Origin of the sequence: Kribbella sp. NPDC058693, from assembly GCF_042715335.1 — a bacterium.
GTDB lineage: Bacteria > Actinomycetota > Actinomycetes > Propionibacteriales > Kribbellaceae > Kribbella > Kribbella jiaozuonensis.
The window spans coordinates 525,056-542,889 of record NZ_JBHXSQ010000001.1; the positions used below are offsets into that span (position 1 = coordinate 525,056).

Sequence of the window (17,834 nt, forward strand, 5' to 3'; positions counted from 1 at the left end):
CGCCCACGGTGCAGAACCGACCTACTCAGGGCTTGAGCCACTCCGGCTCGGGCAGGCGGGTGCGGTCGAGGCGGCCGTTGTCGTCCAGCGGGAGTTCCTCGATCGGGATCAGGTCCGCCGGGACCAGGTAGATCGGCAGTTCCTTGCCCAGGTCAAGCATCAGCCGCGCGAGTACGGCGGGGTCGCTGTCCTCGAGGACGACGTACCCGATCAGGCAGATATCGCCGCCCGGATTCGCCTGGGCGACCACGACCGCGTCGACCACACCGGGCTGATCGGCCAGCACATGTTCGGTCTCACCGGGCTCGACCCGGTGGCCGCGGATCTTCACCTGGTCGTCGGCGCGGCCGAGGTACTCGAGCATGCCGTCGGCGCGCCAGCGGCCGAGGTCGCGGCTGCGGTACAGGCGCGCGCCCGGATGGCCCGGATCTGGTACGAAAGCCAGCTCGGTCTCCTCCGGCCGGCCGATGTAGCCCTGGGCCACCGCCGCGCCGCCGAGGTGGATCTCGCCGACGGCGCCGACCGGCACGGGCCGAAGGGCCGCGTCCAGCAGGCGTACGACGACACCCTCGATCGGGCGACCGATCGACGGACGGTCCTCGGCCGGGTCGACCTCGTGGATCGTGGTCACGATCGACGCCTCGGCCGGGCCGTACTCGTTGAACAGCCGGCAGTCCGGATGCGCGTCGAGGAAGTCTCGCACCTTGTGCGTGAGCACCATCGCCTCGCCGCCGGCGACGATCTCGCGCAGGGCGGGCAGCTCGGGCAGGCGGCGCATGGTCGCCAGCAACGCGGTCAGCGGGCTGAAGGCCATGAACAATCGCTCGACCTGGTGATCGCGCAGCGCCGCGACGACCGCGTCCGGGTCGTACCGGTCGTCCTCGCCGATCAGCACGAGTGCCGCACCTGAGGCCAGGGTTGTGAACATCTCCTGCACGTGTACGTCGAAGCCGAAGGATGTCCACTGCAACGTCCGCAGCGATCTCCTGGTCCGCAGGTAGTGCCGGACCAGGTTGACCGGGCCGCGGTGCGGGACGATCACGCCCTTCGGGTTCCCGGTCGAGCCGGAGGTGTAGATGCAGTAGGCAACATCGTCCGCGGCGGCGCGGACCGGCGGGGCCTGGCGAGCTCTTGGGTCGCCGTCCGCTGCGGCTACCGGGACCAGCCGGAGGCCGAGCCGGTCGGCCAGCGCTGCGTCGTCACCGACCAGAGCGACGGCTGCAGCGTCCTGGACCATGAACGCCCAGCGGGACTCCGGTACGCCGGGATCCAGCGGCAGGTATGCGGCGCCGGATTTGAGTACGGCGAGGACCGCGACGACCATTTCGGTGCCTCGGGCAACGCGTACGGCGACGAGCTGGCCGGGCTTGACACCGAGGTCGACCAGTTGCCAGGCGACGGCGTTCGAGCGGCGGTCGAGTTCGGCGTACGTGAGCTCGCGATCGCCTTGCACCAGAGCGATTGCGTCCGGAGTACGGGCCACCTGCTGCTCGAACAGCGTGTGCAGACCGCTGAGTTCGCCGGCGACGACCGCATCGCGGCGTGCCCGGCCGATCGGACCGGTCGGGTCGACATCGCCCTCGAGTTCGCGCAGCGCCCTGAGGTCTGCCTCGATCGGGATGACGAGTTGGGGGATGCGGAGGTTCGGCCGGGTCGTTGCCCTACGCAACACTTCGGCGAGGTAGTCGAGCAGGCGCTCGATCGTTGCCTGCTCGAACAGTCCGGGGCGGTAGTCCGCCGTACAGGTGATGCCGGCGCCGTGGTGGGTCAGCCGGAACCGGACGTCGACCGTCGCGGGCAGGTCGTCGTCGCCGTCCTCGAAGTCGACGAGGATCTGGAAGAGCGGCTCGCGCTCGAGTACGGCGAGGTCGGTGCCGGCGTGGTCGAAGGCGCCGGCGGTGATGTCGCGGACGCGCTGGGCGAGCTCGCCCAGGTCGGGCTCGCCGGAGAGGTCGATGCGGAGTGGGAGGGCGCGGCGGGGTGCGGTCGAGGTGTCGCCCTTGGGGCGGGTCAGCGCGGAGCCGATGGTCACGTCTTCCTGCGCCGCGAACCGGCCGAGGACGGTGGAGACTGCGGCGAGCATCGTCATCACCGGGCTGAGTTTGCGCTCGCGGCTGAAGGCGAAGACTGCGTCACCGAGGTCTTCTTCCAACTCTTGCTTGACCGAGGCAACGGTGTCGTCACCGGCCGGGCGGACGTGGTCGGCCGGCAGCACCAACGGCTCGGCCCCGGCCAGCAGCTGATTCCAGTAGGCGAGGTCGGCACGGCGCTGGTCGGCATTTGCTTGCCGCTGCGCCGCAATCTCCAGATCACCATCAACCCAGGAACCATCCGACTGGTCCGCTGCGGCGACGGCCTCGACCGACGCCTCGGCTACAGCCTGCGCGCCTTCCGGCTCGTCAGCCTGCTTACCTTGCGCGACCTGCTTGCCTTGCGGCTCGCTTGCGTCGCGCTCGACCTGCGCTGTCGAGTCAGCTGCAGCCGGCGTGGCGGCGTCTGCTTGCGCCGTCTGCTCGGCGCGGTCCGCCTGCTCCGCGTCGTCGTCAGTCTCCTCGGACTGGTCGCCGAGGAGGGCCAGTTGTTCGCGCATGAGCTGGGTGACGCCGTCGACCAATTGGCCTGCGACGCGGAGCTGCTGCGACATCAGCGCAGCCATACCGCTCCCCGGCAGCTCGGCCTCGCTGGTAGCCGCCGCGGCCTCATCCACCTTGGCCGCGAGCTCAGCCAGCCCCGACCCGAGCACAGCCAACGCCGCCCGCGGATCCCGCGCAACCACCAGCCCACCCACCCGCTCAGCGGACTCCTCGACCGCAACATCACCCGCGGCCGCACCCTCCACAGACTCGGCAGACTCGGCACCTTCCGCACCACCGACCGCGTCCACCGATCCAGCACGCTCAGCCGGTTCAACATCCTTCGCCGCCCCAGCCGTACCGGAACCGCGCACCGGCCCGGCGTCAGCCGACAACCCAGCGGTCTCGGCCGACTCAGCGTCCTCCGCCGGCTCCTCGTCGGCCTCCGGCTCGGCGGTTTGGACGGCTACTGCAGTCGCGAGCTTGTGCGGTGTCGTGTACGTCAGGAACAGATCATCCGGCGTCAGCTCCGCCTCGAAGCGCCTGGTGATCTCGTCGATGACCGGCGCCATCGACGCCGGCGTCGCACCCAACTCCGCGAACGTGTGGTCCACCGTCAGGTCGTACGGATCGAGGTTCAGCTGCTCACACGTCAGATCCAGTACGACGTTCAGCGACTCGCGATACCGCTCGGCCTCGCTCCCCGACAGCGCCCCAGCCTGCGTCAGATAATCCGCGTCGATCGCATGCGTCTCGGCCGGCAGTGCGAACGGCGACCGCTCGCTCTCCTCGACCACTGCCGGCTCGGGCTCGACCGGCTGCGTCGGCGGGTCCAGCGGGATCCGCTTCACCGCAGCGTTCGACGGCGGCTCGAACACCGGCGACTGCGCCCGCGCGGCCCGTTCGAACGCGTTCGGCTGCCGCGCCGCGACCGCATTGTTGTCCCCGGCAACCGCCGTACCAGGACCGACCACAACCGTCACCGACGGATCGACCGGGTGGTACACGCGACGGAACGGGTACGTCGGCAACGGCACGCGCCCGCCGTCCGGGTAGACCTTCGCCCAGGCGATCTCGGTGCCCTGCTCGTACAGCTCGGCCAGCCCGTTCATCGTCGCTAGCACCGGGTCCTGGCCGAGACGCTGCGCCGGGATCCACGTGCTGTTCGGCGCGATCCGGCGACCGGCAGGACTCAGCACGGCGTCCGGCCCGAGCTCCAGGAACCGCCGGCATCCAGCGGCCGTGACCGCCTCGACCGCATCCCCGAACAGCACCGGCTGCCGCAACTGCCCGACGAGATAGTCACCGTCGAGCACAGTCCCGGACTCGAGCAGATCACCGGACCAGCTCGACACCATCGGCGTCCGCAACGGCTTCAGCGTGATCTCGCCGACGATCTCGGCAAAGTCCGACAGGATTGGGTCGACCAACGAACTGTGGAACGCCCGGTCGACATCCAGCCGCTGCCAGGCGACCTCCAGCCGATCCAGTTGCGCCGCGAGCTGCCCGACGATCACCTCGGACCCGGTCAGCACAAACGACTGCGGACCGTTGCCTGCAGCAACCTCCACGCCGGCGGTGCGCGCAATCTCGCGAACCCGATCGGCATCCGCGCGAACCGACACCATCGCACCGGGAACGGTCCCGCGCTGCATCAGCTCGCCGCGCTTCGCGGTCAGCCGTACGCCGTCCTGCAGCGACAACGCGCCCGCGACGCACAGAGCGGCGTACTCCCCCACGCTGTGGCCGACGACGAGCGCGGGCTGCACACCGAACGACTGCCAAAGCCGGGCAAGTGCGAGCTCGAACGCGAACAGCGCCGGCTGCGCGGTCTCGGTCGGCCACACGCCTTCCGCAGTACCGGCCGCCGGGGTCAGCAGGAGCTCGAGCAGACTGCCGCCGGTTTCCTCGTGGTATACGCGATCGCACTCGTCGAGCACCGACCGGAACACCGGGAAGCGCGCGGCGAGCCCGGCCGCCATCCCGCGACGCGCGGCTCCCTGTCCGGTGAACGCATAGCCCAGCGGGCCAGGTCCACCACGCGGTACTTCGGTTGCCTGCGCGGATCCGAGCGCCTCGACAAGCTCGGCCTCCGTACCGCCCGCGACCGCGATCCGGTGCCGGTGTGCCGGGCGCCCGAGTGCCGCCGTACCGGCAAGGTCGATGAGTCGGTGGCCCGTGCCGTGGTCGAGGTCCGTGCGGTACAGCTCGACGAGATCGGCGAGCGCGTCCGGGTCGGGCGCGGAGAGCGGGAGTACGACGGGGCCGTCGTCGCCGCGGCGGATCTGCCGCGGCGCCTCCTCGAGGATCACGAGCGCATTGGTGCCGCCGGCATCGATCGCGCTGACGCCGGCGCGCAGCGTCGTACCGTCGGCGGTCCAATCGCGCGCCTCGGTGCCGATCACGAACGGGCTGCCGTCGAGGGCGAGCGCCGGGTTCGGCTTCGTGTAGTTGATCGTCGGGACGAGCATCCGGTGCTGCAGCATCAGGATCGTCTTGATCAGGCCGGCCATACCCGCGGCGCTGTCGAGGTGGCCGATGTTCGGCTTCACCGAGCCGATCGTGCAGAACCCGACCTTGTCGGTGTGCCGTCGGAGCGCGGTGGTCAGCGAACGCATCTCGGCCGCGTCGGCGGTCGGGCTGCCGATCCCGTTCGCCTCGATATAGCTCAGCGAGTCGGCGTCGAACCCGGCCCGCTCGAGCGCGCGCTCGATCAGCTCGACCTGGTTCCCCGACGGGGCGTCGGCGTTGCTGACCGCAGTACCGCGGATCACGGCGTACACCGTGTCGCCGTCGGCGAGGGCCTGGTCGAGACGCTTCAGCAGTACGGCGGCGACACCGTTGCCGCCAACCGTGCCGTCGGCGTCCGCGGCGAACGCGCGCACATGCCCGCTCGGCGAGAGGATCGACTCGGGCGTCGGGTGATAGCTCGTTGCCTGAGGCACCTGTACGGCGGCGGCGCCGGCGAGCGCGAGATCCGCGTCGCCCGAACGCAAGGCCTGGCAGGCCAGGTGTACCGCGACCAGCGAGGAAGACCAGGCCGACTGCACGCCGATCGCGGGGCCGGTCAGACCGAGGCGGTATGCGACGCGGGTGGCGAGGGAGTCGCGTGACTGGTGCTGGCGGTGGTAGAGGTTCATGCCCGAACCCGCGAACACGCCGACGCGGCCGGACGTACCGGCGTACCCGCCGTGCTCCAACGCCTGATGACAAACCTCGAGGAACAACCGCTGAGCCGGATCCATCAACTCGGCTTCGCGATCACTCAACCCGAAGAACTTCGCGTCAAACGACTCGACATGCTCCAACACGCCGCTGACCGCGACCGCCCCGTCCGCCTGCCCAACCTCCTCCGGCGAGAACCGCCGAACACTCTCCACACCCCCGACGAGGTTCTCCCAGAAATGCTCAACCCCCTCAGCCCCCGGGAACCGCCCGGCCACCCCCACCACAGCCACCGGCTCCACCACACCGACCTCAACCCGCGCCCCACCAGCCTCGCGGGCATCAGCTTCGGTGGCAGGCTCCGCAGCACTCGCCTCGGCAGGAGCCTCCGTGGCACCGGCGGGCGCGGTAGTCGCCGCGGACGCAACCGCAGCTACCTCGGCGTCACCGTCACCGGCTTCCTCGACCTCCGCACCCTCAGCCGACTCCGGCTCCGGCTCCGGCTCCGGCTCCGCAGCCTCAAGATCACCGGTCGCGGTCGGCCCAGCCTCTCCCGGGGCGGTCACCTCCGCCTCAGCGGACGCAGCTACCACGGCCTGGTCGGAAGCAGCTTCCTCGGATTCCCCGGTGCTGGACCTCACGGCCTCTACAACAGCCGCATCCTGCCGACCGTCGGAAGCCTCGTCCACAACCGCCGCAGCCTCCGCCGCCACACCATCCGAAACCTCTGACGTCCCGCCCGACGTACCCTCATCCGCCTCGGCTACATCCGCGTCGGCTACATCCGCGTCCGCTACATCCGCGTCCGCGGGTACGCCGTCCGACTCGACATCATCCGAGTCGGACGCGGTCCGCTCATCCGAAGGCGCCTCGTCCTCGCGGTTGTCCTCAGGAGCATCCGCCTGCGTGGCGACGTACTCATGGTCCTGCTCCGCCTGCGCGCGGTCAGCCTGCTCCGGGTCGTCGGCGTTCGTCGACGGGGCGGCCGGCTCAGTCTCGCTGTCCTCTTGGTCAGCAGCCTGCGCCTCGACCGAGGCCGATGCCGTCTGCTCCTCCGGAGATTGCTCGTCGTCCGAGTCGTCCGAAACGACCCGTGCGACGGTGGACTCGTCGCTGCCTGGTTCCTGGACGTCGTCATCCGCCGCAGACGGAGCGTCCACAGCGGCTGCGCCGACGTCGGACGAGGTCTGCTCGGCCACGGCCTCGCGATCAGACACAGCCCCCGTGTCCGCCTCGGACCCGGCAGCCTCGTCAGCCACAACGTCCTGATCTGACGCAGCCTCTGCGACCGTCTCGGACCCGGCAGCCTTGTTAGTCGCCTCATTCTCAGCCGCGGGTGTTGCAGTCGCCTCGGAGTCGGGTCCGGCTCCTGCCGCCGGTCCTGTCTGCTCCGAGTCCGCGTTGGCGCCAGCTCCAGGTACTACGGCTGCTGCGGCGCCACTGCTCTCCGCTGCGGGTGAAGCCTTCGAAGCGGACTGCTCCTGGCTCGGCTCAGATGCTGCGGTTGCGCCGGACGAAGACGGCGCGGCCTCGGATCCGACGTGTTGAGTCGCGGGCTCGGGCTCGGGCTCGTCCCGGCGTATCTCAGGCTCGGTCGTAGGTACGGCGACGGCTTCCGGTGCGGATGCTGCCGTCGCCTGCTCGGACTGGGTCGGGTTCGACTCGTGCTCACCGGCAGACTCCGCGGTGGCTTCGCGTGCTTCAGGTGCAGAGGGCTCCACCGGCTCCGCGGTCTCCGCAGTCGGCTCGCGGTCTGCATCGGGTACGGCGTCAGCGGCGGTGGTCAGCTCGGCGTCAGCGCTAGTGGCCGGATCGGCGTCAGCGGCGGTGGCCGGATCGGCGTCAGCGCTGGTGGCCGGATCGGCGTCAGCGGCAGTGGTCGGCTCGGCCGCAGTTGATGGTGCCGTCTCGGGACCGGCGGTGGGCGACATGAATTCGCTGAGCGCGGGCGGTTCTGCGGCGGCGGTCGGTGCCTGGGACGACGACGCGGCGTCGGCCGAGTCGGCCTCGGTTGCGGGTACTTCGGTTGCGTCGCCGGCGGGCTGGTCCGACGGGCTGGCGTCGGCGGCGGAGGTCGGTGCCGGGTCGGGCTGGGCGGTTTGTGGTGAGGCGGCGTCGACGACTGAGGCTGCCGACGGCGACGCGGGGGCCTTCGTTGCGGTCGGGTCGATACGGGTGAGTACGGCCGTCGGCGGCTCGGCGTCGGACGGCTCGGGAACAGACAGCTCAGGGCCTGAGGGGGCAGACGCCGACGGGTCGGACGCCTGACCGCCAGGCACTGGCTCAGCAGGCGCACCAGACTTCTGCGCGGCCGGCTCGTCCGCGATCGGGTCATCCCCGGTTGCCTCGTCCGCGGTTGGCGCGTCCGTTCCCTCGTCCGCGGTTGGCGCGTCCGTCGCCTCGTCCGCGGTTGGCGCGTCCGTTGCCTCGTCCGCGGTTGGCGCGTCCGTCGCCTCGTCCGCGGTTGGCGCGTCCGTCGCCTCGTCCGCGGTTGGCGCGTCCGTCGCCTCGTCCGCGGTTGGCTGGTCCGCAGTCAGCTCGTTGCCGGTTCGCTCGTCGGTGGTTGGCTGGTCCGCAGTTGGGTCGGAGGATGCGGGCTCGCCGGCCGACGCATCGTCGTACGCCGCGGGTTCAGTTGTCGCGGACGCGGACGCGGCCGACTCCGAGGCAGGCGCGGTTGGCGCGGGGCCGGTCGGGGCGTGATCGGTCGGCGTGATGTCGGTGGCGACGGAGTCGCGCGCGGCAGGATCGGCGACCGGCTGCTCGGAGGAGGCCGCGGGGTTGGTTGCCGGGGTCGCGGACTCCGGTGAATCCACCGTTGGGGCGAGGGCGGTCGGCGCGGGAGCGGTCGGAGCGTGGTCGGCCGGGGCGGCGGTTGGTGCCGCAGAGGGCTCCGCGTCAAAGTCGGCCGGGGCGGCGTTGGGTGTCGCGGGGGCGGTGGGCTCGGGGGGTGGTGTTGGGGTGCCGAGGGTGGGGCGGGAGGGGGGTGTGGGGATGGAGTTTTGGAGTTCGCGTTTCCAGGCTAGGCGGACTACCGGGAGTTCGGTGGTGCGTTCTGAGGGGTCCTCGTCGGCGTATGGCGTGGTCTCGGGGGTCGCGGACGGGCCTTGGCCGGTGGGGCCGGAGTTGGGGGTGGCGCCGGCTGGTTCTACGTGGGGGGCGGCGGGGGGTTGGAGGAGGGTGCCGTCGATCCAGCGTTGCTTCAGCAGGGGGCGGAGGATCTTGCCGCCGGGTGTCGTGGGGAAGTCGCGACGCGGTACGCCGATGACCTGTGCGGGGAGGCCGAGGCGGGTTTGGATCAGGCTGCGGATTGCCTGGTCCATGCCGGGGACCGACTCGGGCGTCAGCGCGTAGAACACGACCAGGCGGTCGGTCCCGGACTCCTCGTCCGCGACGCCGCACGCCGCGACCAGTCCGTGTTCGGCACCGACCACCGTGGTCGCGACGGACTCGATGTCGTGGGCGTAGTGGAGCTTGCCGAACATGATGATGCGTTCGCTGTCCCGGCCGGTGATGACGACCTGCCCGCCGGTGATAAAGCCCTGATCGCCGGTCGCCAGCCACTTACGCGCCGGCCAGTTCCCCACCGGGAACGCGGTGCGATCGGCCTCGAGGTTGCCGAGGTACCCAGGCGTCACCCGAGCCGACGCGACCTGCAACTGACCGATCCGGCCCTCAGGCAGCACGGCGCCGTTCGGTGCCACGATGCGCACCGTCGTACCAGGCGCCGGTGCCCCGACGGACACCAGCGACAACACACCCGGCATCTCGGTCCGCGGCTTGCCCGGCCGCGCGACGGCGACCTTGCCGGACGACGGCCGCTGGTCCACCCACTCGACCACGCCGGTCGGTGGGATGCGAACACGATGCACGTTCGGCGTCAGACCGGGCCGCGCAAAGGTGATCCCGGTGACCGTCTCCGTCATGCCCCACGCCGCGACGAAGGTCTCCGGTACGACGCCGAACCGGTTCGTCACGCGCAAGAACTCCGACATCACCGGCACGGTGATCTGCTCGCCGCCGCTGACCAGGCTGCGCAGCGCGGACAGGTCCCAATGCCGATCCGGCTCCCCCGCCACCGCCGCAGTCGCGAGCCGGTACCCGAAGTTCGGCGACCACGAATGGTTGACCCGGTGCTGGTCCATCAGGTCGAGCCAGCGCAGCGGGTTGGCGAGCACCCAGTCCGTGTTCACGTGGATGTTCGTGCACCCCGTGAACACCGGCAGCAGGTGGTACAGCAGGAACGCGCCGCTGCGATCGAGCGGCAGCCAGTTCAGCGTCGTCTGCCCCGGCCGCACCGGCAGCATCGCCGGCGTACCAGCGGCAAACTCGACAAGCCCGCGATGCGTCAGCTGCACGATCTTCGGCGTACCGGTCGATCCCGACGACAGCATCAGTACGGCGACATCGTCCGCGGCGGGCCGGTGGAAGTCCGAGGTCGGCTCGTGGCCGGCCATCGCGTCGGGGTCGAGGACCGGTAGGCCGAGGTCGTTCGGGAGGTCGGACGGGCGGCCGATCAGAACCGTCCAGCCGAGCAGGTCGGTGATCTTGCGGAGCCGCTCGCGGCCTTCCTCGGTGCGGTCGCCGCCGGGGTTCGGCGCGACGAGCAGCGGACGGATGCCGCCGAGCGTGCAGGCCCAGAACGCGGCGAAGAACCCGACCGGCTCGGTGCAGTGCACGACCGCGGGATCGCCGGCACGTACGCCGTTCGCGCGCAGGCCGGCCAGTATCCGGGCGGCCAGCTCGAGCAGCGTCGGGAAGTCCAGCTTGGTCTCGCGGCCGTCCGGGCCGATCTCGACCACTCCGGCACCGCTGAAGTCACGCGCGGCCCGGAGCAATGCGCTCGGCAGGTCGCGTGGGTAGCCCGCGGGAATCATCAATGCCGGCCCGGTGGAGATCGCCGGCCGGTCTGCACCACTTCTCACGCCGATGCCACCACCAGCGGCAGCTCGGGGTCAGGTGCGGGTACGACGGGACGCGTGCACACGCCGGCTACGAGCGTAGAGACGCCGACCAGTTGGCGACCCACGGACACGCGCCTCCCGAACTGGACGGAGCGGGTTCAGGGCAGACCCGCCTCACTTCACACCGAAAGCAGCCCCGTATTTCCGCCGACCGGACGATGCCGTGACCGGGCGCACCCGGTATGTCATCGCGCCGACCGACAGCCGTGAACCCTACCAGCCGCGACCCGCCCTGGAGGAGTCCGTTCTCACCAGCCGATGGTTAAGAATTGTGCGACTCACGACACCGATCACAACGAGTGTCAGCGCGTTCCGATACGGCCCGTCGTGACAAACCTGGCGACAGGTCGCACGTACGGCGGGAACATGGGCCGATGAGTGAGACGGGCCCCCAGGTCCGCACGACTACCGGACTCGTTCGGGGCCGCAGCGAGGACGGATTGTCGGTGTTCCGCGGCATCCCGTTCGCCCGGCCGCCGGTGGGTGAACTGCGCTTCGCGGCGCCGCAGCCGGCCGATCCGTGGGACGGCGTACGCGACGCGTTCTCGTTCGGGCCACCGCCGCCGCAATCGCTCGTCTTCGGGCCGCCGTCGAACCCGGCGACCGGCGACGACTGGCTGACGATCAACGTCTGGTCGCCGCGGCTCGCTGCAGCCCTTCCGGTGATGGTGTGGATCTACGGCGGCGCATACGCGATCGGGCAGTCCGGCGATCCGTCGTACGACGGGACCCGGCTGGCCGGCGAAGGTGATGTCGTCGTGGTGACGTTCAACCACCGGCTCGGGGTCGACGGGTTCGGGCAACTGGACGGCGCACCGGCGAATCGTGGTCTGCTCGATCAGGTCGCCGCTCTGGAGTGGGTGCGCGCGAACATCGCTGCGTTCGGCGGCGACCCGGATCGGGTCACTGTGTTCGGAGAGTCGGCCGGGGCGGGCTCGGTTGCCTCGCTTCTCGCCATGCCCCGAGCGGCCGGTCTGTTCCGCCGGGCGATCACGCAGAGTGCGCCCGGGACGTTCTTCGCACCGCCGCTGGCCTCCGACATCATGACCGAGATCGCTGCCCTGCTGGACGTCGCGCCGACGGTCGACGATCTGCGCCGCATCCCGACGGACGACCTCGTAGCTGCCTCGGACACGTTGGCCACGGCGATGCAGCCGGAGATCAGCCGGTGGGGCGCGCCGGCGTACCTGGGCATCCCGTTCGCGCCTGTCGTCGACGGTGACGTCCTCCCGCGTACGCCGTTCGAGGCGCTGGCTGACGGAGCCGCCCGCCATATCGAGCTGATCGCCGGCCACACGCGGGACGAATACCGCCTGCTCCTCGCCGCCGACGGCCGCCTCGGCAACCTGACCGAGAACGACGCCGCAACTGCCCTCGAGATCCTCGCACCGGCCGGCTACCGCGAGGCCTACCCGGACGCGACCGCCGAGCGGATCTACGAGCTCGTCCACTCCGACTGGCTGTTCCGCATGCCGAGCCACCGCCTGGCCGAGGCTCAGATCGCGGGCGGAGGACGTGCGTACGCCTACGAACTCGCCTGGCCCGACACCGGGTTGGGCGCCTGCCACGGCCTCGACGTACCTCTCGTCTTCGGCACCACACCCCTGCTCGGCTTCCTGCTCGACCCCGAGCAACTCCCGTACGCCGAGCAGGTCTCGCAGCTGTTCCGGACGGCGTGGACCGCGTTCGCCCACACCGGCGACCCCGGCTGGCCGCGGTACGACGCCACACACCGACAGGTCGCCCTATTCACCACCGAGCTGACCATCACGCCGTACCCCGAGGAGGTGTCGCGGCGTCTGTGGGCCGGGCATTCGTTCGCCCCGCTCTAGACGTGTCAGCGCGATGGCGGTCCGGTGTCAGGGCGCGTCCGCACCGTGGTTCTCGACAGCAACGAACAGACCGAGGAGCACGAATATGTCGACGCAAACCCCCACCAACCACCAGGACCGCCCGGAGCTGCAGAAGGCGGCACAGGAGTTCGTCGACGCCGGCTTCGGCGGGCTCGAACTGCGTGTGCACGACAAGCACGGAGAGTGGGTCGGTACCGCCGGAATCCGTGAGCTCGGCAGCGCGGAGAAGCCGCCGCTGGACGGGCAGGGCCGGGTCGGCAGCGTCACGAAGACCTTCGTCTCGACCGTCGTGCTGCAACTGGTGGCCGAGGGCAAGCTCGAGTTGGACGGCCCGGTCGCGCCGCAGCTCACCAGGTTCGAGCTGGACCCGCGGATCACCGTGCGGATGCTGCTCAACCACACCAGCGGGCTGTTCAACTACACGGGCGAGTACTTCCCCGACGGCACCGTCGTACCGGGCCTCCCGGCGACCGGCAAGGACTGGGCCGAACACCGCCTGCAGGGCTACACGCCGGACGAGCTCGTCGAGTTCGCCCTGGCCAAGCCGGCGCGGTTCGAGCCGGGCGCCGAGTGGAGCTACGCCAACACCAACTACACAGTCGCCGCGCTGCTGATCGAGGCCGTCACCGGCCGCCCGTTCGCCGCAGAGCTGGAGACGCGGATCCTCAAGCCGCTCGAGCTGAGCGGCACCCTGGAGCCGGGTGACCGGACGGACCTTCCCGGAGCCCACTCGCACGGGTACTTCCGCTACCAGGACGGTGACGACTGGAAGCTGGTCGACGTCACGGAGCAGAACCCCTCGCTCCTGTTCGCCGCCGGGAGCATGCTCTCGACCACCCGGGATCTGCAGGTGTTCATGTCCGCGCTGCAGAGCGGGAAGCTCCTGCCCGCCGACCAGCTGGCCGAGATGCGGACGCCGGAGCCGAAGAGCGGTCCGCTCAACTACGGCCTGGGCCTGTTCGCGCAGGACACCGGCTCGGAGACCATCTACCACCACAACGGCAGCGCACCGGGCGGGTACGGCGCCCTGATGTTCAGCAGCGCGGACGGCACCCGGACGCTGACCGCCCTGATCACGATGGGAGACGCCGAGGTGGACCTGCTGCAGGTCTTCCCGCCGGCGCTCGACCGCCTGGTGAAGGCGGTCTTCTGAACCGAACTGGTGGGCGAAGAGGGGATCGAACCCCCGACATCTTCCTTGTAAGGGAAGCGCTCTACCGCTGAGCTATCCGCCCGGATCAAACGACCGGAGGAGTCTACCTGAGGTTCAGGGCTGCCAGTGCCTCCGCGTAGTCGTCGGGGTTGCGCGCCTCCGGGATCGCGTTGACGACGGACCAGCGGATCACGCCCGTACGGTCGACCACGAACGTGCCGCGCAGGGCGCAACCACGCTCCGCGTCGAAGACGCCGTACGACGTCGCGATCTCGCCGTGGGGCCAGAAGTCGGTCAACAGGCTGAAGCCGAGGTCCTGGTTGTCCGCGTACGCGCGCAGCGTGAACATCGGGTCGCACGAGATCGCCAGGAACTCGGCTGCCGCCAGCAACGAAGGCCGGTCCCGGAGGGCGGCCAGTTCGCTGGTGCAGACCTGGCTGAAGGCATACGGATAGAAGACCAGTACGACGTCCCGCCTGCCGGTGAAGTCGCTCAGCCGGACCTGTTCGCCGTACTGGTTCCGAGTGCTGAAATCGGGGGCCCGGCTGCCGGCAGCCGGGATCGTCACCCGCGGCGGCCGGACTTCGGAACCACCAGCTTGGTCGCGGACCAGTCGTCGGTGACGCTCAGCGTGCTGGTTGTGGCCAGACCCGCCACCGGGGCGGCCTCGGTGATGTCGCTGGTCTCGACGTACCCGTCGCGACCGACCTTCGGCGTCAGCAGCCAGACGACCCCGCCGGCCTTCAGGTCGGTCAGGATGTCGAAGAAGGCGTCGACCAGGTCACCGTCGTCCTCGCGGAACCAGAGCAGGACGACGTCGACGACCTCGTCGGTGTCCTCGTCGACGAAGGCCTCGCCGGTGATCTCCCGGATCGCATCGCGGAACTCGTCGTCGCAGTCATCGTCGTACCCGATCTCCTGGACGACCCAGCCGGCCTCCAGGCCGAGCCGGGAGGCCATGTTCGGCACTCCGCCCTTGCCGTCCGCGTGGTCCGCGGTCGCGCTCACGTGTCCTCCTCCGTGGTCCCCGCTTGCCCGGGGGTAGGTGTCAGTTACCACTCAGCTAGCGATAGTCCATCGTGACGTACCGCGTCGCGCAAGTATGCACCAGGGATCCGTGACGTGTCCGGTATCCGCGTGGCGGGTACCGGGCGTGTCCGCTGGGATCAGGTCCGGCCAGCCGGAATCGGGCCGGAAGGGAAGGCGAAGTAGAACGCATTCCGAACAGGTGACAGGATTGCGGTGAAGAGCAACCAGAGAGAACGGCAGGACACCGTGGCTTCCGGACACGAACCACCAGCCATCATCACCGAGGGGATGCCCACCCAGCTCCCCGACATCGACCCCGACGAGACGCGTGAATGGGTCGAATCGCTCGACGCCGTCCTGGACGAACGGGGCAAGGCGCGAGCGCGCTACCTGATGCTCAAACTGATCGAGCGAGCCCGGGAGCGACAGGTCGGCGTGCCCGCACTGCGGAGCACCGACTACATCAACTCGATCCCGCCCGAGCGGGAGCCCTGGTTCCCCGGCGACGAGCACATCGAGCGCCGGATCCGGGCCTTCATCCGGTGGAACGCCGCGGTGATGGTGAGCAAGGCCAACCGCAAGGGCCTGGAGGTCGGCGGCCACATCGCCACCTACCAGTCCGCGGCCAGCCTGTACGAGGTCGGCTTCAACCACTTCTTCCGCGGTAAGGAGCACCCCGGCGGCGGCGACCAGATCTTCATCCAGGGTCACGCCTCCCCCGGTATGTACGCGCGCGCCTTCCTCGAGGGCCGGCTGTCCGCGGACGACCTGGACGGGTTCCGCCAGGAGGTCTCCCGCGGCCCGCACCAGGGCCTGTCGTCGTACCCGCACCCCCGGCTGATGCCGGACTTCTGGGAGTTCCCGACCGTCTCGATGGGACTGGCCGCGCTGAACTCGATCTACCAGGCGCGCTTCAACCGGTACCTGCACAACCGCGGCATCAAGGACACCAGCCAGCAGCACGTCTGGGCGTTCCTCGGTGACGGCGAGATGGGTGAGCCGGAGTCGCTCGGCGCGATCGGCCTGGCCGCGCGCGAGGAGCTCGACAACCTCACCTTCGTGATCAACTGCAATCTGCAGCAGCTGGACGGACCGGTCCGCGGCAACGGCAAGGTCATCCAGGAGCTGGAGGCGTTCTTCCGCGGCGCCGGCTGGAACGTGATCAAGGTGATCTGGGGCCGCGAGTGGGACAACCTGCTGGCCCAGGACCACGACGGCGCGCTGGTGAACAAGATGAACACCACGCCCGACGGCCAGTTCCAGACGTACTCCGTCGAGTCCGGTGAGTACATCCGGAACAACTTCTTCGGCGGCGACCAGCGGCTGCAGCAGATGGTCAGCAACCTGTCCGACGAGGACCTGCGCAAGCTGCCCCGCGGCGGTCACGACTACCGCAAGGTGTACGCCGCGTTCAAGAGCGCGACCGAGCACGTCGGCCAGCCGACCGTGATCCTGGCCCAGACGATCAAGGGCTGGACGATCGAGGCGCTGGAGGGCCGCAACGCGACCCACCAGATGAAGAAGCTGACCTCGGACGACCTGAAGGCCTTCCGCGACCGGCTCTACCTGCCGATCGAGGACAAGGACCTCGAGGACGCGTACAACCCGCCGTACTTCCACCCCGGCACCGACTCGCCGGAGTACCAGTACATGATGGACCGGCGCAAGCAGCTCGGCGGTTCGCTGCCGCAGCGCAAGGTCGCACCGAAGACGCTGAAGCTTCCGGGCGACGACGTGTACAAGCCGCTGTCCAAGGGCAGCCACGCGCCGATCGCCACCACGATGGCGCTGGTCCGGCTGTTCCGGGATCTGATGAAGGACCCGGAGATCGGGCACCGGATCGTCCCGATCGCCCCGGACGAGTACCGCACGTTCGGTATGGACTCGATGTTCCCGACGGCGAAGATCTACTCGCCGCACGGGCAGAACTACGAGGCCGTCGACCGCAACCTGCTGCTGTCGTGGAAGGAGTCCTCGGCGGGCCAGCTGCTGCACGAAGGCATCAGCGAGGCCGGCGCGATGGGCTCGGTGATCGCGGCGGGTACGGCGTACGCCACGCACGGCGAGCCGATGATCCCGTTCTACATCTTCTACTCGATGTTCGGGTTCCAGCGGACCGGCGACTTCATGTGGGCGTTCGGCGACCAGCTCGGCCGCGGCTTCCTGATCGGCGCCACCGCCGGCCGGACGACGCTGACCGGTGAGGGACTGCAGCACGCGGACGGACACTCGCCGCTGCTCGCCTCGACCAACCCGGCCGTCGTGCACTACGACCCGGCCTTCGCGTACGAGATCGCGTACATCGTGAAGGACGGCCTGCGCCGGATGTACGGCTACGGCCTGGACGCGGACAAGCCGGTCGGCGAGGACGTCTTCTACTACCTCACGGTCTACAACGAGCCGGTGGCCCAGCCTGTCGAGCCGGAAGGCCTCGACGTCAACGGGCTGCTCAAGGGCATGTACCGCTTCAACGAGTACCAGACCGCCGAGGGCGACGACGTACCCCGGGTGCAGCTGCTCGGGTCCGGTGTCGCGCTGCCATGGGTGCAGAAGGCCCAGCAGATCCTCGCCGAGGAGTACTCCGTTGCCGCGGACATCTGGTCCGTGACCTCGTGGAACGAACTGCGCCGTGACGCGGTCGCCGCCGAGCAGCACAACCTGCTGCACCCGGAGGAGCCGGAGCAGGTGCCGTTCGTGACCGAGCAGCTGAAGGACACCAAGGGCCCGGTCGTTGCCGTCAGCGACTTCATGCGCGCGGTGCAGGACCAGATCTCCCGCTGGGTGCCGAACGACTACACCTCGCTCGGGACCGACGGCTTCGGTCTGGCCGACACCCGGGCCGCGGCCCGTCGGCACTTCCAGGTCGACGCGGAGTCGATCGTCGTCGCGACGCTGGAGATCCTGGCCAAGCGCGGTGACGTCAAGCCGGAGGTCGCCGCCGAGGCTGCCCGCAAGTTCCGCATCGACGACCCGACCGCGGTCGCCGGCGTGAAGCAAGAGGGCGCCGGCGCCTGACGCCGAAGCATCACGGGCCGCTCATCCCACACCGGGGTGAGCGGCCCGCTTGCATATTCGGTGGGAATGCCGCGCGGACCGG

At 69.9% G+C, this 17,834-nt stretch carries 6 protein-coding genes and 1 tRNA gene; 3 read left to right on the forward strand and 4 right to left on the reverse strand.

The genetic code is table 11. The features are described from left to right. Window positions 1-25: 25 nt before the first annotated feature. Window positions 26-10,663 (reverse strand): amino acid adenylation domain-containing protein, encoded by a 10,638-nt coding sequence (locus ACFWUU_RS02525; RefSeq protein WP_380172053.1) that lies wholly within the window; start codon window positions 10,661-10,663, stop codon window positions 26-28. Window positions 10,664-11,076: 413 nt separating this feature from the next. Between ACFWUU_RS02525 and ACFWUU_RS02530 the strand changes: the two genes are divergently transcribed. Together ACFWUU_RS02530 and ACFWUU_RS02535 are read left to right on the forward strand one after the other, a co-directional pair. Beyond that, window positions 11,077-12,534, forward strand: a complete 1,458-nt coding sequence (locus tag ACFWUU_RS02530; protein ID WP_380172055.1) for a carboxylesterase/lipase family protein — start codon at window positions 11,077-11,079, stop codon at window positions 12,532-12,534. 85 nt (window positions 12,535-12,619) lie between these two features. Beyond that, on the forward strand, window positions 12,620-13,708 hold the full coding sequence (locus tag ACFWUU_RS02535; RefSeq protein WP_380172057.1) for a serine hydrolase domain-containing protein: 1,089 nt from the start codon (window positions 12,620-12,622) through the stop codon (window positions 13,706-13,708). A 7-nt stretch (window positions 13,709-13,715) separates the two neighbouring features. Here the strand turns inward: ACFWUU_RS02535 and ACFWUU_RS02540 are convergent. The 3 genes from ACFWUU_RS02540 to ACFWUU_RS02550 form a co-directional block, all read right to left on the reverse strand. Next, window positions 13,716-13,790: transfer RNA gene (locus tag ACFWUU_RS02540), tRNA-Val, on the reverse strand. Window positions 13,791-13,811: 21 nt separating this feature from the next. Next, complete coding sequence (locus ACFWUU_RS02545; RefSeq protein WP_380172059.1) at window positions 13,812-14,276, reverse strand: peroxiredoxin; 465 nt, start codon at window positions 14,274-14,276, stop codon at window positions 13,812-13,814. Beyond that, the gene (locus tag ACFWUU_RS02550) at window positions 14,273-14,716 is read right to left on the reverse strand and encodes a DUF3052 domain-containing protein (protein ID WP_137254024.1); all 444 of its coding nucleotides are present in this window, start codon (window positions 14,714-14,716) and stop codon (window positions 14,273-14,275) included. Before ACFWUU_RS02550 ends, ACFWUU_RS02545 begins: the two co-directional genes overlap by 4 nt. A gap of 309 nt (window positions 14,717-15,025) precedes the next feature. Here ACFWUU_RS02550 and aceE point away from each other — a divergent pair, with 309 nt between their 5' ends. Continuing rightward, window positions 15,026-17,752: a pyruvate dehydrogenase (acetyl-transferring), homodimeric type gene (gene aceE, locus ACFWUU_RS02555; RefSeq protein WP_202877664.1), complete on the forward strand. Its 2,727-nt coding sequence runs from the start codon at window positions 15,026-15,028 to the stop codon at window positions 17,750-17,752. The last annotated feature ends 82 nt before the right edge of the window (window positions 17,753-17,834 follow it).

Coding starts and splice junctions, on each gene's coding strand:
- ACFWUU_RS02535 (WP_380172057.1), top strand. CDS start 12,620: ATGTCGACGCAAACCCCCACCAACCACCAGGACCGCCCGGAGCTGCAG.
- ACFWUU_RS02530 (WP_380172055.1), top strand. CDS start 11,077: ATGAGTGAGACGGGCCCCCAGGTCCGCACGACTACCGGACTCGTTCGG.
- aceE (WP_202877664.1), top strand. CDS start 15,026: ATGCCCACCCAGCTCCCCGACATCGACCCCGACGAGACGCGTGAATGG.